The sequence below is a fragment of the uncultured Martelella sp. genome (genome assembly GCF_963677965.2).
Lineage (GTDB): Bacteria > Pseudomonadota > Alphaproteobacteria > Rhizobiales > Rhizobiaceae > Martelella > Martelella mangrovi.
The window spans coordinates 58862-82129 of sequence record NZ_CAXXFM010000002.1; the positions used below are offsets into that span (position 1 = coordinate 58862).

At 57.9% G+C, this 23268-nt stretch carries 18 protein-coding genes; 12 read left to right on the forward strand and 6 right to left on the reverse strand.

Annotated features, from left to right (window positions below; all coding sequences use genetic code 11):
- Nucleotides 1–136: 136 nt before the first annotated feature.
- Nucleotides 137–1348, reverse strand: coding sequence for an AAA domain-containing protein (locus ACHZCU_RS17525; protein WP_319519877.1), 1212 nt, complete (start codon nt 1346–1348; stop codon nt 137–139).
- Between ACHZCU_RS17525 and ACHZCU_RS17530 the strand changes: the two genes are divergently transcribed.
- On the forward strand, nt 1334–2125 hold the full coding sequence (locus ACHZCU_RS17530; protein WP_319519878.1) for a hypothetical protein: 792 nt from the start codon (nt 1334–1336) through the stop codon (nt 2123–2125). The genes ACHZCU_RS17525 and ACHZCU_RS17530 overlap by 15 nt on opposite strands.
- Nucleotides 2126–2452: 327 nt before the next feature.
- On the opposite strand, the gene ACHZCU_RS17535 is transcribed toward ACHZCU_RS17530, so the two are convergent.
- The 3 genes from ACHZCU_RS17535 to ACHZCU_RS17545 form a co-directional block, all read right to left on the reverse strand.
- On the reverse strand, nt 2453–3349 hold the full coding sequence (locus tag ACHZCU_RS17535) for a DMT family transporter (protein WP_319519879.1): 897 nt from the start codon (nt 3347–3349) through the stop codon (nt 2453–2455).
- A 130-nt stretch (nt 3350–3479) separates the two neighbouring features.
- The gene (gene rnk, locus ACHZCU_RS17540) at nt 3480–3899 is read right to left on the reverse strand and encodes a nucleoside diphosphate kinase regulator (protein ID WP_319519880.1); all 420 of its coding nucleotides are present in this window, start codon (nt 3897–3899) and stop codon (nt 3480–3482) included.
- A gap of 669 nt (nt 3900–4568) precedes the next feature.
- A complete protein-coding gene (locus tag ACHZCU_RS17545; protein ID WP_319519881.1) occupies nt 4569–5027 on the reverse strand; it encodes a cupin domain-containing protein in 459 nt (152 codons plus the stop codon).
- A gap of 419 nt (nt 5028–5446) precedes the next feature.
- Here ACHZCU_RS17545 and ACHZCU_RS17550 point away from each other — a divergent pair, with 419 nt between their 5' ends.
- From ACHZCU_RS17550 to ACHZCU_RS17580, 7 genes are all read left to right on the forward strand, one after another.
- Complete coding sequence (locus tag ACHZCU_RS17550) at nt 5447–5896, forward strand: CidA/LrgA family protein (protein ID WP_394706128.1); 450 nt, start codon at nt 5447–5449, stop codon at nt 5894–5896.
- Complete coding sequence (locus ACHZCU_RS17555) at nt 5896–6594, forward strand: LrgB family protein (protein ID WP_106308935.1); 699 nt, start codon at nt 5896–5898, stop codon at nt 6592–6594. Before ACHZCU_RS17550 ends, ACHZCU_RS17555 begins: the two co-directional genes overlap by 1 nt.
- Nucleotides 6595–6978: 384 nt before the next feature.
- Nucleotides 6979–7689 (forward strand): outer membrane protein, encoded by a 711-nt coding sequence (locus ACHZCU_RS17560; RefSeq protein ID WP_319519883.1) that lies wholly within the window; start codon nt 6979–6981, stop codon nt 7687–7689.
- A 344-nt stretch (nt 7690–8033) separates the two neighbouring features.
- The gene (locus tag ACHZCU_RS17565) at nt 8034–8825 is read left to right on the forward strand and encodes a helix-turn-helix transcriptional regulator (protein ID WP_319519884.1); all 792 of its coding nucleotides are present in this window, start codon (nt 8034–8036) and stop codon (nt 8823–8825) included.
- 206 nt (nt 8826–9031) lie between these two features.
- Nucleotides 9032–10768 carry a ShlB/FhaC/HecB family hemolysin secretion/activation protein gene (locus ACHZCU_RS17570; protein ID WP_319519885.1) on the forward strand — a complete coding sequence of 579 codons (1737 nt, stop codon included), beginning with the start codon at nt 9032–9034 and terminating at the stop codon, nt 10766–10768.
- An 80-nt stretch (nt 10769–10848) separates the two neighbouring features.
- Nucleotides 10849–12417 (forward strand): serine hydrolase domain-containing protein, encoded by a 1569-nt coding sequence (locus ACHZCU_RS17575; protein WP_319519886.1) that lies wholly within the window; start codon nt 10849–10851, stop codon nt 12415–12417.
- A gap of 404 nt (nt 12418–12821) precedes the next feature.
- Nucleotides 12822–14603, forward strand: a complete 1782-nt coding sequence (locus tag ACHZCU_RS17580; protein ID WP_319519887.1) for an SLC13 family permease — start codon at nt 12822–12824, stop codon at nt 14601–14603.
- Nucleotides 14604–14780: 177 nt separating this feature from the next.
- On the opposite strand, the gene ACHZCU_RS17585 is transcribed toward ACHZCU_RS17580, so the two are convergent.
- Nucleotides 14781–15893 (reverse strand): MFS transporter, encoded by a 1113-nt coding sequence (locus ACHZCU_RS17585; protein ID WP_319520121.1) that lies wholly within the window; start codon nt 15891–15893, stop codon nt 14781–14783.
- 140 nt (nt 15894–16033) lie between these two features.
- Between ACHZCU_RS17585 and ACHZCU_RS17590 the strand changes: the two genes are divergently transcribed.
- Entirely contained in the window at nt 16034–16921 is an 888-nt protein-coding gene (locus tag ACHZCU_RS17590; protein ID WP_319519888.1) for a LysR substrate-binding domain-containing protein, read from the forward strand.
- Between the two features lie 44 nt (nt 16922–16965).
- Here the strand turns inward: ACHZCU_RS17590 and ACHZCU_RS17595 are convergent, their stop codons facing one another.
- Nucleotides 16966–17856: a LysR substrate-binding domain-containing protein gene (locus tag ACHZCU_RS17595; RefSeq protein WP_319519889.1), complete on the reverse strand. Its 891-nt coding sequence runs from the start codon at nt 17854–17856 to the stop codon at nt 16966–16968.
- Between the two features lie 145 nt (nt 17857–18001).
- Between ACHZCU_RS17595 and ACHZCU_RS17600 the strand changes: the two genes are divergently transcribed.
- The 3 genes from ACHZCU_RS17600 to oppB all read left to right on the forward strand — a co-directional run bounded on the left by ACHZCU_RS17600 (nt 18002) and on the right by oppB (nt 23266).
- The gene (locus ACHZCU_RS17600; protein ID WP_319519890.1) at nt 18002–19999 is read left to right on the forward strand and encodes an FAD-dependent oxidoreductase; all 1998 of its coding nucleotides are present in this window, start codon (nt 18002–18004) and stop codon (nt 19997–19999) included.
- Between the two features lie 589 nt (nt 20000–20588).
- Nucleotides 20589–22196 (forward strand): peptide ABC transporter substrate-binding protein, encoded by a 1608-nt coding sequence (locus ACHZCU_RS17605; protein ID WP_319519891.1) that lies wholly within the window; start codon nt 20589–20591, stop codon nt 22194–22196.
- Nucleotides 22197–22339: 143 nt separating this feature from the next.
- A complete protein-coding gene (gene oppB, locus ACHZCU_RS17610; RefSeq protein WP_106308944.1) occupies nt 22340–23266 on the forward strand; it encodes an oligopeptide ABC transporter permease OppB in 927 nt (308 codons plus the stop codon).
- The last annotated feature ends 2 nt before the right edge of the window (nt 23267–23268 follow it).

Genomic DNA, 23268 nt, shown 5'->3' on the forward strand with positions numbered 1-23268 from the left:
TGATCAGTATCGTGAAAGCGATGAACCAAAACAGGACGGATATGGAGCTCCATCTCGGACTTTCGCAGGATTTTTGTTATATCTGCAAAGCAGCCGTCCGTCGTACGTTGTTCGAATGCCCGTAGCGGGCCGAATTCTACTCTGCCCTATGCAAAAGGCCGGCGCGGATGATCTTGATTTCCTCTTCGAGGTGAGGGCCGCGGTAGACAAAAGAAGTTTCGTGCCGGGCGTATTGTCCATTGCGATCGGCGCTGAGCCAGTTGAACGATCCAGCGCAAAGAAGATCTTTGTCGACGGTCACGATCTTGCTGTGCAGTTTAGGGACCCTGTGCATCGCGACGCCAATTTCTGAAAGCCTGCTCTTAACAGCCTCTATCTGGCTGAGCCCGCCCGCTGCAGGGCCGGTATTTAGCAATGGGTCGGCAAAGACTTCAATTTCGGCACCACGCTGGCGTGCCGTTGCCATAGCGTCCAGTAGGCCGGTCCGCTCGATTGTTCCGGCTACGACCCAGGGGCTGACGATCACGTATCTACGACCTTCGCCTCTCAGTGCATCCAGCAAGAAGGCGTCGTGCTCAGCCGCCTGTTGAAGCATTTCGATTCTTGCCTCGCCCCGTGTCAGGTCTTCACGGGGTTCCATGGCGAAATCCAACGCCTTGCCCTTGGTGGCCAGGAATTCGGACAGCAACGCACGGGGGGAGCCGCTGCGGGCCGTGGCGAGGACATCCATGTCGCCGAAGACGAGGAAGCTGTCCTTGGCGCGCGATACGGTCACGTTCAACATGCTTGGCGAGGCGTCGATGAAGCCGCCATCTGCGTGCTTGGAGTAAACCGGCGAGAAGATCACCACGGGCCGTTCAGCGCCCTGCAACGCGTGCACGGTGCCGATGGTCATGCCGTCACGGCCGGACACAGTGATGCGGCGCAATTCAACACCGCTTGAAAGCATCTCGATCTGCTGACGATCATCGGCCTTGAGATGCGAAAATCCGGAAGCGCGGTGGCGGTTCTGTTCAAGTCGGTCGACCCGGCGCCTGATGCGCGCATGATCCTTACGGGTAACTGTATCAGCGGCTCTCTGCCAGTCCTCCTTCTCCCGCTCTTCCGGCGAGAGCTTTGCCTCCCGCAGCTTTCGAAGGTGCTCTTCGAAACGGCGCGTGACTTCGATGGTGTTGAGGGGCTCGAAGAACCGGGCTTCGACAAAGGGTATCCGTTTCCACGAGCGCAGGAGCTGCGGACGCAATTCAACAGTTGTCTTGAGGACTATTATGCGAAAGCAATGACCGGCAGAACATTTGAAGCGCGGGGTCTTCTCGTTACCGGAAAATCGCGAATGGGAAAGTCGCATGAAATCGATCACCTGATCAGGGCGTTTAATGACAGCGCCACACCGATGCCAGACGGTCGGCCGGCTCGGTTTATCCAGCTCCGGCTGTGGGCGCGGAACTCGTTGAAGGATCTGGGCAGTTCGACATTGGAAGCGCTTGACTATCCTGCCTCCGGAAAGGCGAAATCCCCTTTTCAGATCTGGGAAATGGTCCTCGAGCAGGCCGAACGAAACGGCGTCATCGGCATTCATTACGACGAGGCACAGCATGCTTTCACCGATACCGGCGGTGCCACGAACCGTACCATGCTCGATAACTTCAAGGCACTGATGAAGGAACCTCGCTGGCCAATGATCCTGATCCTGTCCGGCGTCGACGCCCTGTCTCAGCATGTTGAACTGGTGGGGCCAGAAGAGCGCCGGCAACTGAGACATCTGTTGCGGCCAGTCCGTTTTCGCCCAATTGACCCCAAGGCTGACCTCGACGAGCTGAATGGACTTGCCTACGCATACGCGAAGAAGGCCGAAATCGATTTCGCCCCTCTGTCGAGCACCGATTTCTTTCAACGTCTTTCCCACGCTTGCGGAAATCGCTGGGGACTCGTTATCGAGTTGATCATCGCTGCCTTCATCCGATGCAAACGGGCTGGTGAGGCCCAGATTTCACTGGATCACTTTATTGACGCGTTCGCTGAAATGCATGGGACGCCCAGAGATTTTTCGCCGTTTACTGCTCCAGACTATCAAGAGCTTTTTGAGCCGGACAGACTACTGGAGATTCTCAACGAGGAAGACTGACCCAGACAGTCTCCGAATATTGAATGCGAGAAGGTCCGCCCATAGCGGGCCTTTTTTCATGCGGATGATCTGGTGGGCTTTTCAAGGGTGTGCACGTTTATGCTTCATATCTGCATGCTTATGCTTGGGGCTTCATGGGTTCTCTATAAGTTATTGATATCATATGTTATTTTTGCTTTAAATGCCGGAAATTGATTCGGTGTGCACTCTTATGCTTCATTGGCAGGTGGTTAGGTTTATTGCGCTGCACAAATGGTAGCCGGTTTACGGGCTGGTTTACAATTTCCGCAATCAGGTACCGCCTTATAGCACGGCTATGCACCAATCCTATTTGCCTGTGTATCTCCGGCGCTCCCTGAGAACCGCCTGATAGTTCGAAAGCAGGATTATTGCTCCGCCGAGGAAAACCCAAAGGTCGATGGCTTCGCCATAGGCGTAGTAACCAACAATGGCCGCCAGGGGCACGCGCAGAAAATCGATGGGTATGACGACCGATGCTTCGAGCCTTTTGAGGGCCTGTGCCTGGCAGAAATGGGCACTGAGCGCGCCAATGCCGGCGACCAGCATCCACGGCACATCGGTCCAACTGACCGGCTGCCAGTCCGTGAGTGCGAAAACAAAACCCAAGGGTAGCTGGATCAGGATCATCCAGACAACAATCACGCCGGGCGAACACTCACGTGTCAGCTCTTTCACGCAGATCAGAGCCAGGGCGTAAAACGCAGCGGCCAGCAGGACGAGGCTCGCCGCCGGATCAATCATTCCAAGGCCCGGGCGTGCAATGACCAATACACCGAGGAACCCGCCAAGGGTGGCCAGAATGCGTGGACGGGTCAGCTTTTCCTTGAGGAAAAGCCAGGCGAAGAAAGCGACCCAGATCGGCATCGTGAACTCCAGTGCGAAAACCGATGCCAGCGGCAGGAGAACGACGCCGATTGTCCAGAAATACTGCCCCGTAAAGTGGACGATATTGCGGATAATGTGCAGACGGACCATTTTTGCCTGCCTTATCTCGGGCAGGAATTGTCTAGCCAGGACGATAATGATGCCCAGGCCGACGAGTGCGCGGAAGAACAGGACCTGCCTGATGGATAATGACGTGGCGAGTTCGCGGGAGCCGACGGACATCCCGATAAAAGCGGCCATGCTCAGCGCGACCCATATCAGGCCTTGAGAAAATTCTGCCCGGCTGCGGGGCTGATCCAGGTTGAGGTTAGCAGACATTGTGTTTCTGTTCTCGCTCGACGGAGCGTCTGGGGACTGAGGCTTTGCGGGCTGATCGTTCACGGCGGATGAACAGCCCATTGCCCTTCAGGGGCAACAAACCGGATAGCGTGTTCAAAGAGGGCAGGGCCTAAAGCTCGGCCGGGTCTTGCGGCTGGTTGACCGATTCCACCGTCAAGCGGCAGACCCGGCCGTCTCGCGTCGTCCAGTCGATTGAATGCCCGGCTTTCAGACCGATCAACGCTGCGCCGATGGGCGTCAGAACGGAAATCTTGCCTTCAGCGATATCGGCCTTTCCGGGATAAACCAGCGTTACCTGTCGGTCTTCGCCGAGATCGGTCGTGAAATGAACAGACGAGCCCATACGCACCACATCAGTAGCAATGCGTTCGTCTTCAACGATACGAGCGCGTTCGAGTTCGCTGAGAAGAAAATCGGCAATCTCTGCATTCTGATCGGCAAAGCGTTCGGCAAGAAGCAGAAGGCGCTTGTGGTCGGTTTTCGTCAGAACAATGGCAGGTTTGCGCAGTTTCTTTTGGTTTGAAGGCACAGTCCATCTCCTTGCTGAGATCATCAGCAAAATGAACGCCGCGAGCGCGGGCATTATCTCTGCTATTTAAGGATTTGTGTCGCTTGACAGGCGCTGTTTCGAGCGCCCGGTGGCAAAATGCCTGTGCCCCGCGACCGGGGCGCGACGCGACCAGGCCGGGGGCTATTTGCCTACGATGAGGCGAACCCGTTGAGAGCGGAGATGGAAACGCGTGTTGTTCATGAGCCAAGGTGTGGCTTTGAACTGACCTTGAGTCAACCCGGCATCTTTGCGCCAAGGTGCGTCGAAGTGTCTGGGAATGAATTCATCGAGGGGCCGCTTGTGTCAAAGTCCGCGGCCAATGAGCCGAAATGCCTGTGCTCTTGTGTTGTCAGATGCTGGTGTTGTCGTCCAGGCGAGAAACCGACGGCCGACAAGGCGGAGATTGCTCTGGCCCGGGAAGACAGAACGGTCTGACACGCCGGATTACGGTATCAGCTTTGTTTCCGACCCGATACCGAATTCGGGCTGTGGCCTATCTGCCGCAGAAAATCAGCCGTAGCGATCCAGACCTTCAATCATGCTTTCCTTGCCTTACGGGCAATCGCGGTCCTCAAGCACCGGCTTCGAAGCGACGGTGCTGGCGGGAGAAGCGCGGCCCTGAAAAGGCCGCGCAGCAGGACGGCGGATTTAACCGCCATATTCTTCATCGATAACATGCGCGCCCCAGTCAACGGCCGAGCCATCGACGGCTTTCTGAATGGCGTAATGGGTTACCGAAGTCGTATCGGTCGCGCCATGCCAGTGCTCGACATCCGGCGGGCACCAGACAACGTCGCCGGCGCTCATGATCTGCTTTTCCTGGCCGCGTTCCTGGACCCATCCGGTGCCGGAGGTCACGACCAGGATCTGGCCGGCCGGGTGTGTGTGCCATGCGGAGCGGGCGCCTGGAAGGAAGGTAACCTCACCGGCATTGACGTCGCCCATTACCGGCGGGAAAACCGGCGCCACATAGGAGGTCCCGGTAAAGACTTCGGCATCGCCGATTTGTCCGGCACGCTCCGCGTGGCGGCTGATTTCCATTGATTGTGCGAAGGCCGTCGGGGCGGCGGCGAGAAGGACAGCAAGTGTGAGTAGGGTTCGTTTCATTTCCGGTCGTCTCCTGTTCGTAAACACTGGGGCGGCCTGATGGCGCAACCTTGAGGGTTGGAATTCCAACCGCGATCCGAACATGGCTCCCGGGATTTTCAGAATAATGCTTCAGATTCACAAGTCGGTCATGTGCTGGATTCATGAAAGCCCGACAGGCCCTGAACTCCAGGCGTCACGCGCGCCTGTGACGAACTTGTCGACTGCATGCGGACCGATAACAAATTCGTGAATCGATGAAGAACTGCCCGCAGAATTAATGACCTTCCTTCATAAGGACGGCAGTCGGTGCCGGGCAGGGAACCGTTTTCTTGATAAAAATCAGGGAGCTATGCTGTGACGTCATAGTGTGCATGCCATCTCTTCAATTTTAACCGGGCAGCCGGGGTTCTATATCATGTGTGTGAAAGGACCGCGTAATGGCATTGCTCACCCCCGCGCCGCAAACAAACCCGGCGTCGTTTCATAAGACGTCCGTGATTTTCCGGCGCAAACTGCGCCAGAGCCTGGTTGCTCAGATGGCTGCGCTTTTCTGCATCTGGATTGCCGGTGAAATGATTTCGCGCGGACTTGGCCTGCCCATCCCCGGCAGCGTGGTCGGCATGATGTTCCTGCTCATGGCCTTGATTTCCGGCGCTGTGCAGCCCGCCAGCATCCGGCGCGGTGCCCGCTGGTTCATTGCCGAACTTCTGCTCTTCTTCGTACCTGCCGTTCTGGCCGTGCTGGATCATCCCGAATTTCTCGGCATTGATGGCCTGAAAATCATGGCGGTCATTTTGTCCGGCGTTGTCTGTGTGATGGTCACAACCGCGCTTTCCGTCGATCTCGGTTTCCGGTTGATGGCCAAGCTGAATTCGGACACCAAGTGATGCCCTTCCTCGGAATGCTTACGGCAACGGTTTTCTGGTCGTTGCTGACCATTGCCTTTTACATTGTCTCCAAGAAACTCAATCGCCGTTTTGCCTCACCGCTGACGGCGCCACTGGTGTTGACGCCGGCGCTGTTGATTGTCGTCGCCCTGATCCTGCGTCAGAGCTATTCCGGCTATATTCATGCCACCCACTGGCTGGTGATGATGCTTGGTCCGGCAACGGTGGCCTTTGCGCTGCCGATCTTCGAACAGAGAGATATGATCAGGCGCTACTGGCCCCTGCTTTTGATCGGTGTGGTGGCTGGCAGCGGCACAGCCATGCTTTCGGCCTGGGGTATGGCCGATCTGTTGGGTCTCAACGAAAGCCTGCGGTTGAGCCTTATGCCGCGTTCGTTCAGCACGCCTTTCGCCATGACCGTCTCGGAAGATATCGGCGGCATTCCCGATCTCACTGCCGTCTTCGTGGTTATCACCGGCGTTGCCGGCGCGCTGATCGGCGAGGTTCTGCTGCATGTTCTGCCGCTGCGTTCTGCGCTGGCGCGCGGCGCCCTGTTCGGCATGGGGGCCCATGGCGCGGGCGTGGCCAAGGCAACGGAGATCGGCAAGGAAGAAAGCTCGGTTGCCGGCCTGATGATGGTCCTCGTGGGCGTTGTGAACGTGCTGGGCGCGCCATTCCTGCATATGCTTTTGCAATAGAGAATTTATTCCGGACGCCATCAGCTTAGGCAGCATGGGCGGATTTGATGAAGTTGAATGCCATCGCGCTTGAAGCGTTGGCATGAAAGCCATGCCGAGCTCCACATCAGTCGACGCCTTATGAACTAGATAAAGCTCTGCCGGGGATTCCATTCCTTCAAATTATGGAAATCGGTCTGCACGTTTTAGTATATATCCTGTAATTAATATCCTAAATCGCGAATAAAATAAAATTTATTAATAACGGAACATATCTACACTTTATGCATTATGACCATAATTCGACTAAAATTTGTCGCATTTATGCGGTTTTAACTAATTTAGGCGATCGTAATAAGATAATTACCCAACGCGTTTGGACGCGTTCTTTGGAGAGGGGCAGATATGCGTAAAATAGCTTTGATTACGTTGGCTTCTTTGATGAGCGGCGTCTCGGCCAATGCAGCCGATATCGTGATGACTCCTGCGCCACAGCAAGAGGTGCCTCCGATGAGGGATGTGCCCACCGCTTTCAACTGGCAGGGGTTTTATGTCGGTGGGGTCGGCGGCTGGGTGTGGACCGAAGCGGAACCCAATACATTCAGAATACGTCAGTCGAGCCTTGATTCAAACAATGGGTTGATCGGCGGCTTTGTCGGTTACAATTACCAGTTCGAAAATAATTTCGTGTTGGGTGTCGAAGGTGAGCTCGATTATAATTTTGGCTCGGATGATCAGAATCTGGACGTTCTTTTGAACGGCTCCTATCAGCCAATGAATGGCAAGCTTGATCTCCAGTGGGGTGGATCGATCCGCGCTCGCGCGGGCTATGCCTTTGATCAGGCACTCATCTATGCGACAGGCGGCTGGGAAGTTGTCGGTGCTCGCTTGAAGGCTTCAGGGCCTGGTGGAAGCATCGATACAGACGACCAGGCATTCAACGGCTGGACCATCGGTGCCGGTGCTGAATACGCGTTTACCAAGAACTTGTTCGGCCGTGTTGAATATCGATACTCGCATTTCCCGAAGGTCGATCACCCCTTTGGTTTCGACAACAGTTTCAGCGTGAAGTCCCATCAAAACCGCGTGCAGGTCGGTTTGGGTTACAGCTTCTAGAATACATTAAATCGGAATTGGCTGCGGGGCGGGTTAAACTTTAATCCGCCCCGTCGCGTGCGTTCCAATAAGCTGCTGTATCCAGCGAATATTGCCCATCCAAAAAACGGGAACCGCTAGATGAAGTGGCGTGACTTGGCTTGCAGAGCCGACGAAAAGCCTAATGTTTCAGCTGGTTTTCGTTTATAAAAAACTTTATTTTGTTCCTTTATGATATTGATTTTGCCGTGACTTTATGAGCTTACGGTTGCGGTTTCTAGACCTTTCGGGCACGCCAATATTTTCAAGGTGTTACCGACATACAAAAAGGGTGCAACAACCGTGCTCCACGGTCACATGATCTGATGCAGGAAGAAACAATCGATATTGAACGGATTTATACGCTCTGGGACGAGTTGGCGGATTTCGAGGCGTCGCGCATGCCGGAGGCGCGGCTACGCCTGCTTTCTGTCGTTTGCGACATGATCGATGCGCGGCAGGCTGACTGGATCGGAGCCGTCAGGCTGGTCGACAACATGCAGCGCGATCCGCTTTTCGGCTGGCGCCCACGCAGCCTTTCCGCGCTTTATCCCGACGCGGAAACTGCGAGAACCATTCAGGAAGCATTTGCACTGATGGAGAAGGGGGAACCTGACATCACCACGATCCGCAATGCAGAGCTTGCCGGACAATTTCGGGTCTTCATGCTGCATGAGCTTGCCACGCCCGAGTGGTATGAAAGCTATTCCTACAAGACCTTTTATCGCGGTCTGGATCGGTTGGACTCGATCTGGGTGGGCATTCCCATCAATGCAGACGCCGAAATCCAGATTGGCTTTCACCGCTCGCTCTCGCAGCCATCGTTTTGCGAGCGTGATCGCCAGATCGTGATGCACGCCTTGCGCGGTATCCGCTGGTTTTACCGCTTGCAGATGCTGTCGGAGGGGATCGGGGTTGCCTCCGAGCCCTTGACGCCGATGGAAAGCAGGGTGCTGCATGACCTGCTGCAGGGGCTTTCAGAACGCAAGATTGCCGAACACAATGGCCAGAGCCCCCATACCGTCCATGATCACGTCAAGCGGATCTACCGAAAATATGGCGTTTCCAGTCGCGCCGCACTGATGGCGCTGTGGCTGGGCCAGCCCATTCCCCCCTGAACAGGGGATTTCAAACGCAAGACGGCTGCCCGATAAGCGTTGGCGAAACAGGGTCTCGTCAAAACCGGTGCGCCTCGCCGCCGTCATCAGGCTGAATGCAAAGCAGGGTCCCTTATGCAACGATCCGTATTGGGGGAACCATGCATCAAACGGCCTTGTCAGAGAATTCCGGTTTGTTCGCGACAGCGCGCCAGAATTCCCCTGAAATGCCCCACGACGAGAAGGCGGCAGGCGGATCTGCGCAGTTACCCGGCAAAAACGGGCCTCCCGCCCGTCCGGTTTCCTCCTGGTGGGGATTTCTCGGCTGTGGTTTGCTGGCGCTGGGCTGCCTTCTGGCAAAAACAGACACGGCCCTGGCACAAACCGCAGAGCGGATCGAACAGACGGTTGCCGGCCAGACGACCATTCTCGAGCGGTTCACACCGCCGCAGCGCATCGGCACGGTCGATATCAAGGTGCAGGATCAGCGTCGGCGCACTCCCGAAAAGGATGCCGCCCGGATCCGCTTCACGCTGAATTCTTTGACGATCAAGGGCACGGAAACACTTCCGGCTACGGCGTTTTCCGATCTCTGGCAGGGTACGGCGGGGAAGGTCATCAGCCTTGCCGATCTCTACCGGATTGCCGCTGAGGTCGACGCTCGGTATCTGCGGGCGGGCTATTTTTCGATGACCGTCGTGCCGGTTCAGGACTTCTCTTCCGGAAAGATTACGCTGCGCGTCTATGAAAGCTATGTCGAGACGCTGGAGATCAACAGTTCCATTCCGGGCATTCGCCAACGGCTTTCGCCCTATATTGATGGCATCATCGCCATGCGGCCGATCCGGATCAGAGAGGCCGAGCGCATCCTGCTGCTGATGAGCGATCTTGGTGGGCTCGATATCGAAGGCATTCTGATACGGCCGGAAAACCCGCAAGGTGGCGGAACGCTGCGTCTCAATATCGGTTTCGACCGCGCCTCAGCCGGAGCCGGACTCGACAATCTGGGTTCCGATGAGGTCGGCCCGCTGGAGCTGTCCGGCAAGGTCACCGTCAATGACATGCTGGGGCTTTTCGACACGGCGAGCCTCGTGGGCGTGACGGTTCCCAACACGCCGCAGGAAATGGTTTTTCTGCAGGCATCTCAGGATATCCCGATCGGCTTTAACGGTCTGTCCGCTGGATATGACCTGTCATACGTGACCCAGAAACCGGGCGGAGATCTGAAAGCCGACGACCTTCATATCCAATCCGTGGTCGGCACGGCGCGGCTCGATTATCCGTTCATCCGCACGATCGATCAGAGCCTTTTCGGAAGGTTCGAGGTCAATCTGCGCAATGACCGCATTGATGTCATGGGTACGCGGGCAGCGCGCGAACAGACGCGATGGGCGGCGATGTCGCTGACCTATGATCGTCAGAGCGGGTCGACGGCCTTTCTGACGAAAGCCGAATTCGGACAGGGGCTGGGACAGAAAACCGCGCTGCCCGACGTGCCGGAGGACTATCGGTTCGCGCGGTTGAATTTCGACATCGCGCATGACCTTGGCGCCGACACGGCCATTCGTCTGCGCAGTGCCGGACAGTATTCCGCAACGCCGCTGCCAGTAGCAGCGCAGTTCTCCCTCGGCGGAGATCCTTATGGCTGGGCTTTCGACGGCGGCAGCCTCTCCGGTGCCAGCGGAACGGCGGCAGCCCTTGAAATCAGCCATGACATCGAAACCGGCTGGTCGGCGCTTCCGGATCTGACCTGGACGGCCTTCACCGATTATGGCGTGGTCTGGAATGACGCGGCAAGCGCCGACTATGCGCGCGACGCTCTGGGGTCTGTCGGCATCGGTGTCAGCGGCATGTTAAAGGAAAAGATGAAGTTTCAGCTGATCGCGGCGGTGCCATGGTACAGTCCCGACAATGGTGGGGATGAGGGGCTCAGGGTTTTCTTCAAACTGGGGCTACCGCTTTGATGCGGTCCAGGTCGCATCGGCACCTGACAAACGAGACGTTCCGGCGGAGCCGGTTTTCGAAAAGAGGATAGAGGTTTTCCATGTCACATTTCAAAGCTTCGCGCCGCCGTTTTCTGGCTTCCGCTTCGCTGGCTTCGGCCTCTCTTGTCTTGCTCTCGGCTCCGGCATTGGCCGAAATGCTGCCGCCATCGCGAACGGCAGGTGTTCCGGTTCCATCCGGGCAGATTGATAAGGCCGTGGCCGCGCTTGATGGCATCATTGAAGACATCAAGGCCCGCAGCGGCGTGCCGGGCGTTGCCGTCGCAGTGGTTCACGGCGGCGAGACTGTCTATGCCAAGGGATTTGGCACACGCGGCGGCGACCTGCCGGTCACACCCGATACGGTGTTCCAGCTCGCCTCGCTGTCCAAATCCATCGGCGCGACGGTTGTCGCCCGCCAGGTCAGCCGCGATGTGGTCTCCTGGGACAGCCGCATGCAAGACCTGCTGCCGTGGTTTTCGCTCTCTGACGCGGCGGTCAGCGAACGGCTGACAATCGGCGACCTCTACAGCCATCGCTCGGGCCTGCCGGATCATGCCGGAGATGATCTCGAGGACCTCGGTTTCGGCCGCCAGACCATTCTCGAGCGGCTGAGGCTTCAGCCGCTTTCACCCTTTCGCACCAGCTATGCCTATACGAATTTCGGCCTGACGGCAGCCGCCGAAGCGGTTGCCGATGCTTCCGGCATGGCGTGGAGCGATCTTGCGCAGGAGGCCGTATTTCAGCCGCTTGGCATGACCAATACCAGCGCGCGCTTTGAAGACTTCATGGCGCGCGAAAACCGCGCGACGCCCCATGCCCGAACCGCAGAGGGTTTCGCCCCGCTCTATCAGCGCCAGCCTGATGCCCAGTCGCCTGCTGGCGGTATCAGTTCTACGGCCAATGACATGACGAAATGGATGAAGATGGTGCTCGCCGATGGCGCCGACCTCATCCGGCCCGAAGCCTTGCAGCCGGCAATCAGCCCGCAGAGTTTTTCCAGAAGGCCGCACAGCCCGGATGAACGCGCCGGTTTTTATGGCTACGGATTCGGCGTCAGCACAGACCCGAGCGGCCGGGTGATCCTCAGCCATTCCGGCGCTTTCATTATGGGGGCTGCCACCTATTTTGCGCTGATCCCCTCGCTCGATGTCGGGATTGTGGTGCTCTCCAACGCGGCTCCGGTCGGCGCGGTCGAATCGATCGGCGCGAGCTTTACCGACATGGTCCAGACCGGCGCTGTCACGCGCGACTGGTTTTCAGGCTATGAGCCGATGTTTGCGGGCTTTTACACCCCGCTGGGCGAGACCGCCGGAAAGCCGTTCCCTAAGGCGGCCGCAGCGCCGCCGCCCGCAAGCTATAGCATCGGCCGCTACAGTCACCCCTATTTCGGGACCGTCGAGGTGGCCGAGGACGAGACCGGTGGGCTGGCCTTGCTGGTCGGGCCCAGGCCAGAGGCGTTTCAGCTGATGCCGTGGGACGGCGCGATGATGGTGTTCGACATCGATACCGAAAACGCGCCCGCAGGCTCCCGCTCGGCCGCCACGTTCTCCGGCGGCCCGGGCAAGGCCGAAACGCTGGAGATTGAACTGTTCGCCCTGAACGGGCCAGCGCGGTTCACAAGACGATAGCCGCTCATCGAGCGTTCCGTCCCTTCGCTCCAGCCAGCGCCTTCGTCTTGGCGTTGGCTGCAATGCTCTCCATCCACTTCATCTACCGGATCGATGCCGGCATCGAGAAATGCCCGATGGACGACGATCATGTGATCGTCGATGGAACCTCGACAGCTGAGCTTGCCTGAAAAATCGATGTTTTCCTGACTTGTCTCCGAGGCTCTGGAACCGGTCACCGCCCAGCGACGTTCTTTCAAAACGGTTTTCGCGCGTCTGGCTTGCTTCGGCTTGGCCCATCAGAAGGCATTGCCGGCGATCGTGCGCAACCGGGCCGTTTTCTCGCTGTCGAGATTGTGACAATCTGAACGGGAGGAAATCAATATCAGCATTTGCGTCCAAACCGGACAGCAGAACGGAAAGTCATGATCGCGTTCATCGGTGTTTCCCCCGCCATTGTGGCACTGGTGCTTCTGGCGCTTCTCTTCGCAGCCTTCACGATCGAAAAATATCCGCCCGATGTCACTGCTGTCATCGGCGCGGCGCTGTTCATCGTCCTTGGCCTGGTGTCTGCGGATGATGTGATGAGCGTGTTTTCCAGCTCCGCCCCGATTACCATCGGAGCGATGTTCGTCGTTTCCGGCGCCCTGTTGCGGACAGGCGTTCTGGATGCTCTTGCCGATTTCATCGTGGGACGAGCGAAATCCCACCCTGTTTTTGCGATCATGATCTTTATCGTTATCGCAGCGTCCGCTTCCGCCTTCATGAACAGTACGCCGGTTGTCCTTGTCCTCATCCCGGTGGTGGTGCGCCTTGCCGCAAGCCTGAGCATGGCGCCCACCCGACTGCTGATACCGCTTTCCTACACCGCCATTCTAGGCGGAACCTGCACATTGATCGGCACCTCGACCAATCTTCTGGTGGCGGGAGTGGCGCAACAGAACGGTCTGGAGCCGTTCTCGATATTCGAAATCGCGCCTGTCGGTATCATCTCGGCGGTTGTGGGCGGCATTTCCGTCTTTGCGCTCGGCAGGTTCCTGCTGCCGCACCGGGACACCGGCGAGAATGTCGGCGATGAGGAGACGCCGTTCCTGTCCGAGGTCACGGTTCTGTCCGACTATGCGGGCATTGGCAAAACGCTTTCCGAAATCAGCGACTTCCAGCGGTCCGGCATTCGTGTGACAGGCATTCGGCACGGGAGCGAGATCGAACGAAGCGGCCTGCCCGAACACGTTCTCAAACAGGGTGACGCAGTGATCCTGATCGCCCCGACATCCGAACTTCTGACCTTCGAAGAACAGGCCGGCCTGCAGGTCGGCTTGCAGCGCTCGGTTTTTCTGGAACCGGACGCCGAAGTCCGGGTGGCCGAGGTCATCGTGTCGCCATCGCGCAGAAGTTCCGGCACGACAATAGCGAACCTGGCGCTCGGGCGGCGCGCAGGCATGCGCGTCCTGGGAGCCTATCGCGCCAGCCATGTGGCAGGGCCGGACCTGCCCAATGTTCAATTGCGTCCGGCCGACAAACTGCTTCTTGAAGGCACCTCGGAAGGGTTCAGCGATCTGTCGAGGGTTGGCGATGTTGTTTCCGTGACGGAGCCCGGCGGCCGGGCCTTTCGTCGGCGTCAGGCACCGATCGCCGTTTTGACCCTGATCGGCATCGTCACCCTTGCCGCATTCAACGTCTTGCCAATCGGCATCCTTGCTCTGCTGGGCGTTGCCGTTATTCTCGCGCTTCGCTGCATTGACAGCGATGAAGCCTGGAAGACCATCGACGGGTCCATTCTTGTTCTGATCTTCGCGATGCTGATCGTGGGCGCCGGCCTGGAAAACAGCGGCGCCGTGGAACTGGTCGTGAACATGCTGAAGCCATGGCTTGAAAACCTGTCACCGATGCTCATGCTGCTGGCGGTCTATTTTGTCGGCTCCATCCTGACGGAGACCGTTACCAACAATGCTGTAGCGGTTGTCTACACGCCCGTCGTCATCGCGCTTGCCACCCAGCTCGGCCTTGATCCCCGGCCGTTTGTCGTTGCCGTGATGTTTTCAGCCAGTGCGAGCTTCGCAACGCCGATCGGTTATCAGACCAACACGCTCGTTTATGGAGCCGGCAACTACCGGTTCGGCGATTTCCTGAAGATGGGAATCCCGATGAACATCATCGTCGGCTTGACGTCGGTTTTCGCGATCGGCTTTTTCTTTCCGATGTGAGGGCCAACGCTGTATCGATGGCGCTGCAAACCGGCGGCTACATCGGGGCCAGGAGTGACTTTCGGTTTTTGGGCGAGCGCGTCATAGCCTGCCGTTCCATAACGGGCATTCCCTTGGCTTTATAATTGTCGCGTATCGATGAAACAGGCATCCTGCCGCAAAACAAATCCCGAAATCTCATTTCGATTTCCGGGACAAAAATAGTGCCAGCGCCGATGACGTCGCACCGAACACGCATGTCCCGGTCCAGCCCCAGGCGGCATATGCAGCACCGGCGAGACCGGCACCGGCCGCGCCTCCCGCGAGCATGGTTGCCATGAAAACCGTGTTCAGTCGGCTGCGTGCAGTCGGATCAAGCGCATAGACGCGCGCCTGGTTGGCAACCTGCGAGGACTGTACCGCAAGGTCCAGAACCAGAATGCCTACAATCAAACCGGTGATGGAACCGCGCCAAAGACCGAAAATGAGAAAGGCCAGCACCACGAGCGCCGCGCCGAACGAAACCACAACAGCCGGCCCCTGACGGTCCGCAAAGCCACCGGCAATGGGAGCCGCAAGTGCGCCTGCGACACCGACAAGCGCCAAAAGGCCGACCGCCGTGCCACCGAGTTGATAGGGCGGTTCAGACAACAACAATGCGAGATTTGACCAGAAACCGATAAAGGCTGCAAAGATCAGGAATTGCACCATGACCGCCCTCCGGAGAGCCTCATGCGCCCGTATCAGTGTCCACAGAGACCCAAGCAGGCGCGGATAACTCAAGTGGGTCGTCGGCGGTACGCGCGGTAACCAGATGGCCAATGCGACAGCGACCGCCGTCATCAGGACGGCAGCAAACCAGAATACGTATGTCCAGCCCCAAAGGTCCGAGATTGCGCCGCTGATGGTGCGGGCAAGCAAAATGCCAATGAGGATGCCGCCTGTCACTTTGCCGAGTATGCGCCCACGTTCCGAAGGCGGAGCCAGATGCACGGCGAGAGGAACGATCTGTTGTGCAACAGTGGCAAACAGACCAACCGCAAGGCTTGCGATTGCAAGCCATATGAAGCCTGGCGAGATGGCCGCGCCGATCAACGCTGCCACCAGAGTTCCGATGGTTATGAGGATGAGAGACTTGCGTTCCAGTCGATCCCCGAGCGGGGCGAGAAAAAGCACGCCGAGCGCGTTTCCGGCTTGCGTCAACACCGGCACAATGGCGGCGATCCCGGATGCCAAGCCGAAATCCGTCGTCAAATGGCCGAGAAACGCCTGATTGTAGTAGCTGTTGGCAACGGACGCGCCAGCGCCCACCGCCAAAAGGCGAACCAGAGCGGCCGGCAGGTGATCAGGTTGATGAGGATGAGTTTGCATGAATGCAGACATACATTTCGGCACCAGTCGGACAAATCATTTCTGTTGTCGAATGATTTAGTTCAGCTAAACTCTGTCTTATGACACTACCTGTTTCTTTCAGCGCGCTACGCGCCTTCATCGAAGTCGGGCAGCAAGGCAGCATTAAACGCGCCGCGTTGGAATTGAATGTCACACCGGGGGCTGTGAGCCAGCAGGTCAAATCGCTGGAAACGAGGTTTGGGGTCAAACTGCTTCAGCGCGGCAATCGTGAAGTGAAGCTGTCGGCGCATGGCCTCAGGCTGTTCAACATGGTTGCGCCGGGATTTGAGCAGATCGATGCCGCGGTTCAGGTGTTCGAAGATCGTCGGGCAAAGCCACGTTCTCTCGTCGTCAGCACGACGCCGTCTTTTGCTGCCTGTTGGCTTGCGCCCCGCCTCGGTGGTTTCACCGCGCAACATCCCGAGATAGAGGTGCGGGTTGAAACATCGGTCCAGCTTGCTGACATGAAGAACGGCATGGTTGACGTTGCGATACGGCACGGTTCCGGCGAATATTCCGGTCTTGACGCCACTTTGCTGTTCGAACCGCGTCTCATCGCGATTGCAAGCCCATCACTCCTGCTTGACGGCACCCTGACCGATCCGGTCGATTGCCTGCGCTATCCGCTATTGCAGGATCGCGACCGGGTCGAATGGGCGACCTGGTTTCGCGCGCTTGGCGTCAAGGCCGGCCGCAATGCATCGAAAGGGCCAAGTTATGCCGACGACGCCATGTTAATCCAAGGCGCCAGTGCCGGACAGGGCCTTGCCGTCGTGCGGGATGTTTATGCTGCCGGTGCTCTGAAAACCGGAAACGTGGTTCTCGCAATCGAGGCGCCCGTTCCAACGAAGGAAAGTTATTTCGTGGTCGTCCACCCAAACAAGCTGACCGTTCCCAAGATCGCGGCGTTCCGGCGATGGATCACGCGAGAAGCCGGCGCTGCATGAGCCCGTCTTTTGAAACAGCCAACCATTTGATTTTGTCTGCACTCCTACGCTTCATTGGCGCCCTGTCTCAGCCAGGAACGCGTCGTCGCGTTGACGAGTGATTGCACTGCGGCCGAGCTCAGCGAGCGGCAGGCGATGGACAGGTCAAGCGGGTTTGGTCCATTCAGCAATGGCCGCATGACAAGTGAAGAGGGCATGACCCGCTCTGCATATTCCGGCATCAGCGTGAGCGTATCGGTCACCAGCATCAGGGAAAAGGCTGCCGCGATATCGGCAGCGCTGTGCGTGGGTTCGAGAATGACATTGTTTTCCTCGCACCAGATGTCGATTGTCCGCCGCAGGGCCGGGCCGACGCGTTCGTTGATGGCGACCAGCGCGTGACCGGCAATGTCGTCGATGGAAAGCGCATCGCGGGCGGCGAGAGGGTGGTCCGCCCGCATGAAAGCGGCGATGCGATGTCTGTCGATCGAATTGGAGCGCACGCCGCGCAGGGACGTTGCGCCCCGGACGAAGGCGAAATCCAGATTGCCGTCATGCACCGCCTGTAAAAGCGCGACGGATGACCGGCTGGTCACGACGATTTCCAGATCGTCTGCCTCCTTTTTGAGAATTTGGCGCAGCCGCGGCAGGATTTCGGCCTCAAGGCCGGAAATGATCCCCACCCGTAGCAGCAGCGACGACGCCTTGAGGCGTGAGACGGAGCTGTCGACCTGTCTGAGGATCTGCCGGGCATGGCCGAGGAAGATCTGCCCCTCGCGGGTCAGCCGCATCCCGCGCGTCTCGCGCGCAAACAGCATCACGCCAAGCTCTGCTTCCAGGTCGCGCAACTGCCGGCTCAGCGAAGGCTGTGCCGTATGTAGCGTCGAGCGCGCGGCCTCGCTGACGCTGCCTTCATCCGCCACCGCGACGAAATACCGTAAATGCCGAAGTTCCATCTGCCCATACCTCGCAAGCATGGGCGATAGCACTAGCAAGTCTTTGTATCGATTTAAAGCCGGGCGTAGCTATGGGCGCGACTTGAGGCGGAGCCTGCCTTTTTGCCCGGTTCTCCGCCGCCTTTCGGAGTGACAGGAGACAACAATGAAACAGGAACATGAAATTCTGTTCGAACCGATGAAGATCGGCTCTGTGGAAATCAAGAACCGGTATGTGATGGAACCGATCGGGCCGGTCGGCTTCTGCGATGCCGATGGCGCCTACAACCAGCGCGGCGTCGAATATTATGTCGAGCGCGCCAAGGGCGGCGCGGGCCTGATCATGACCGGCGTGACGATGGTGGAAAACGAGATTGAACAATGCGTCATGCCATCGGCGCCCTGTCCGACGCTGAACCCGCACAGCTTCATCCGGACCGGCAAGGTCATGAGCGAGCGTATCCACGCCTATGACGCCAAACTGTTCCTGCAGCTTTCGGCCGGTTTCGGTCGCGTCGGCGTTCCTTCCGTCATCGGAACGGTCGCCATTGCGCCGTCACCGATCCCACATCGCTGGATGGATGGCGTTATCTGTCGGGCGCTGACGTTCGAGGAAATCAGGACCTATGTGCGCAAATTCGCCGACAGCGCCGAGATCGCCCAGCAGGCGGGTTTCGACGGCATCGAGATCCACGCCGTTCATGAGGGCTATCTGCTCGACCAGTTCGCCATTTCGATGTTCAACCAGCGCACCGATGAATATGGCGGCAGCCTTGAAAACCGGCTGCGGTTTGCGGTTGAAATTGTGCAGGCGATCAAGGAACGCTGTGGCGACGACTATCCGGTATCGCTGCGCTATTCGATCAAGAGCTTCATCAAGGGCTGGAAGCAGGGCGGCCTGCCGGGCGAGGAATTCGTCGAAATGGGTCGCGATATCCCTGAGGGCATTGAGGCCGCCAAGCTGCTTGAAGCTGCCGGTTACGACGCCTTCAACGGCGATGTCGGCTCCTATGACAGCTGGTACTGGAGCCATCCGCCGATGTATCAGGCCAAGGGGCTCTATACGCCCTATAACGAGATTCTGAAAAAGGCGGTCAGCGTGCCGGTGATCACCGCCGGCCGTATGGACGACCCCGACCGTGCGGTCAACGCAATCCACAACAGGCAGGCCGACTTTATCGGTCTGGCGCGGCCGCTGCTGGCCGATCCGCAGCTTCCCAACAAGGTGCGGGCGGAAAAATTCGAGAAAGTCCGTCCCTGCATCTCCTGTCAGGAGGGCTGTCTTGGCAGGCTGGCGGCCTTTACCCAGGTTTCCTGCGCGGTGAACCCGGCCTGCGGGCGGGAAGCGGAATACGGGCTGACCCCGGCATTGGAGAAGAAATCGGTGATGATCGTCGGCGGCGGCATCGCCGGCATGGAGGCGGCCCGCGTTGCGGCGCTGCGCGGCCATGTGGTGACGCTTTACGAGAAGACGGATCGCCTCGGCGGGGTCGTCATTCCCGGCGGCGTGCCGGATTTCAAGGAGGACGATCACGGTCTGATCAGCTGGTATGAACGGGCGTTGCGCGACCTGAAGGTGCCGGTGGTCTTCAACACGGACGTCACGCCGGCGGCCGTCGAAAAGGCTGATCCCGATGTGCTGATCGTCGCCACCGGTGCACGGCCGAAACGCCTGAAGATCGGCGACGCCGAAAACGTCCTGACCGCCGAAGACGTGCTGAACGGCGTGAAAGACCCCGGCGACAGCGCCATCGTCATCGGCGCGGGCCTTGTCGGCTGCGAAACGGCGATGTGGCTGCATGACAAGGGCAAGAAGGTCACCATTGTCGAAATGGCGGATGACATTCTGGCGCTGACCGGGCCGCTCTGTCACGCCAATCACGACATGCTGCATGATCTGATGCATTTCAAGAAGATCGGCGTCATGACGTCCAGCCGGGTCACGGCCCCGGCGCCGGGTGGCTTCAAGGTTGTAACCGGCGACGCGGAAACCCTGGTGGAAGCCGACAGCGCGATCCTCGCCGTCGGCTACAGCTCGAACCGCGATCTCCACAACGAAGTCCGCAACATGGTGCCGGAAGTCTATACCTTCGGCGATGCGCGGCATGTGTCCAACATCATGTACGCCATCTGGGACGCCTATGAGGTCGCGCGGTCGATCTGATCGGAAGCTGAACAGCAGAAAACCCGTTGCCATGTGCCGATGCGCATGGCGGCGAACTTTTATGATCGTGTTGAAATATACCCTGTCAGGGGGATGGTGATCGGAGACCGCGATCGTTCGATGGAGGAGGGCAAGCGCCAATGCGCCCTGAAGCTCGGTGATATGCTCCCAAACCTGATGAGCGTTCTGCAGCCTCGTGTTGGCGTTGCAACTCCCTTCCGAAAAGAAAGGAGCGCGCCATTTGTTTTCCCACACCTGAAAAGTTTTTGAAGTTTGGGCAGTGAAGAAGCTTTATGGAAATATAACCTGTTGTTATTTAATTATTTTTAATTGTAGAGGGAAACTTTCCAGGAGGGAGGATGCCTTACGGACTGCACGAAAAAATTTCCGTTTCGCGCAGTCTTGTGCTTCATTGGCAACTTCAGAAACAAGCATCAAACCACTGAAGAAGATTCTGTTTCTCTTGCGTGGAACGATGCGGCGAGCCTATGGTTCGATGGAATTTCTGGTCAGTCTATGATGACGTTAGATACTGTTCCTGAGCATTCTCATTGCGCCATAAAATCCACAAACATGGGAGTCCGTCCGGATGAAAAAGACCCTTCTGCTTTCCTCCTGCCTTGCGCTTTTACTGGCCGCGCCGGCCTATGCTGCAAACCCGCAGCCTGACGAAACTCTGGCAGACAACCAGAACCTGGAATACTGGTTGCTCGATGCCATCAAGACCAAGGATCCGCAGCTCAACAGCGCGGTTGAAGGTTCGCATGTGGCACGTCAGCTGTTTGAAGGTCTCTACAATCAGGATAATGCAGGCAATCTCGTTCCCGGCGTGGCAACCGATTATGAGGTTTCCGACGATCAGACGGTCTATACCTTCCATCTTCGCCCCGACGCAAAATGGTCCAACGGCGATCCGGTGACGGCCGGGGATTTCGTCTTCGCATGGCAGCGCCTTGCCGATCCCGCGACCGGTTCGACATACGCATGGTATGAAGAGCTGATGAATGTGAAGAACGCAGCGTCCATTATTGCGGGCGAGACCGATCCTTCGGAGCTGGGCGTCAAGGCTGTTGATGACCACACACTGGAAGTCACGCTTGAAAGCCCGATCCCCTTCTTCGTCAAGATGCTGACCCACACCTCGACCTTCCCGGTCAACAAGGCCGTGGTCGAAGAATATGGCGACCAGTGGACCCTGCCGGAAAACATGGTCGGCAATGGCGCCTACAAGCTGGTTGAAGACAAGCTCGGTCAGGACCTCACGCTTGAGCGCAACGAGAACTACTGGGACAACGACAATACCGTCATCGACAGCATTCATTTCCAGGCGATCAACGACAAGAACGCAGCGCTGACGCGCTATCTGGCCGGTGAACTGGACTATATCGAGCTGCCGTCCGGCCAGTTCCCACGCCTGAAGGAAGAATATCCGGAGCAGACGCATGCCGTGCCGCGTTCGTGCACCTATGCCTATCTGTTCAACCTTTCCGACAAGGGACCGGAAGCGCTGAAGGATGTGCGCGTGCGCAAGGCGCTCTCCTATGCGCTCAATCGCGACATCATCGTCAACAACATCACCCGCAGCGGCGAAAAGCCGGCCTATAGCTGGACCTATTACGCCACCGCCGATTTCGAGCCGCCGGTCACCGATTATTCTGAGTGGTCGCAGGAAGAGCGCAATGAGAAAGCGGTCGAACTTCTCAAGGAAGCCGGATACGACAAGAGCAATCCGCTGGAACTGACGCTTTCCTACAACACCTCCGACGACCACAAGAAGATCGCCATTGCCGCCCAGCAGTTCTGGAAGGCCATCGGCGTCAACGTCACGCTTAACAACACCGAGTGGAAGGTCTATCTCGACAACCTCAAGAATTACAATTTCGATATCGGCCGCTACGCCTGGTGCGGTGACTATGACGAAGCATCCACCTATCTCGATTATTTCCGCTCCGGCGGCATGAATTATGGCGGTTTTGACGACCCCGATTATGATGCCGTGATGAAGGCATCGCTGACGGCGGAAGATCCGTCGGCCGATTACGACAAGGCCGAGCAGATCCTGGCCGAGGAAATGCCGCTGGCGCCGATCTATTTCTATTCGACGCCGGTTATGGTGCCTGCCGACCTGAAGGGACTTCCGGTCGAAAACGTGCTTCAGAACTGGTACGCGAAAGACCTTTATCGCGTCGCCAATTAAGGATATGAAACCGGCCTCGCGGGTGCGGCGGCAATTGCCGTTGCCCCGCGGGGCCGTATCGTCCGTATTGTCCGAACCTGACGAGCCTTTTAAGTTTGAGGCATGAGGGGAGGGCTGGAGCACAAGACCGAGCCAAGCCGAATATGACCGGTTACATCATCAAGCGCCTGTTTGTGGCGATCCCGACAATCCTGCTGCTGATTGTCTTTTCCTTCTTCCTGATGCACGCCGCTCCGGGCGGCCCGTTTTCCTCCGAGCGCGCTCTGCCGCCGCAGGTCCTTGCCAATATCAATGCAAAATACGGTCTCGACCAGCCGCTGTGGCAGCAGCTTGTCGATTATATCTGGGGCATTGTTTCGCGGTTCGATTTCGGCCCGTCATTCGTTTATCCGGATCAGACGGTCAATTCGATTATCGCGCAGGGCTTTCCGGTGACGCTGACCTACGGCCTGTTGTCGGCCATCGTCGCCGTGCTTGTCGGGGTCACCCTAGGCGTGGTTGCCGCTGTGCGGCACAATACCTGGCTCGACAGTCTGGCCGTCGGCATTTCGGTCGGTGCTCAGGTTCTGCCGAATTTTGTGATGGCACCGATCCTGGTGTTGATCTTCACGCTATGGCTGCGCTGGCTGCCCGGCGGCGGCTGGGAAGGGCTCGGCCATCCGGCCTACATGATCATGCCGGTGATTGCCCTTTCGACCTCCTACATGGCGTCGCTTGCCCGCATCACCCGTTCATCCATGCTGGAGGTGCTGAACTCCAACCATATCCGCACGGCCAAGGCCAAGGGGCTGCCGATGCGCCGCGTGGTGATGAAACATGCGCTCAAACCGTCGCTTTTGCCGGTGATTTCCTATCTCGGTCCGGCCTTTGTCGGCATGATCACCGGTTCGGTGGTGATCGACATGTATTTCTCGACCGGCGGCATCGGCAAGTTCTTCGTCGAATCCGCGCTCAACCGCGACTACGCCGTGATGATGGGCATCACCATTCTGCTCGGATCGCTGACCATCGCCTTCAATCTCTTCGTCGATATCCTTTACGCCTGGATCGACCCGAAAATCAGGTACTGAGC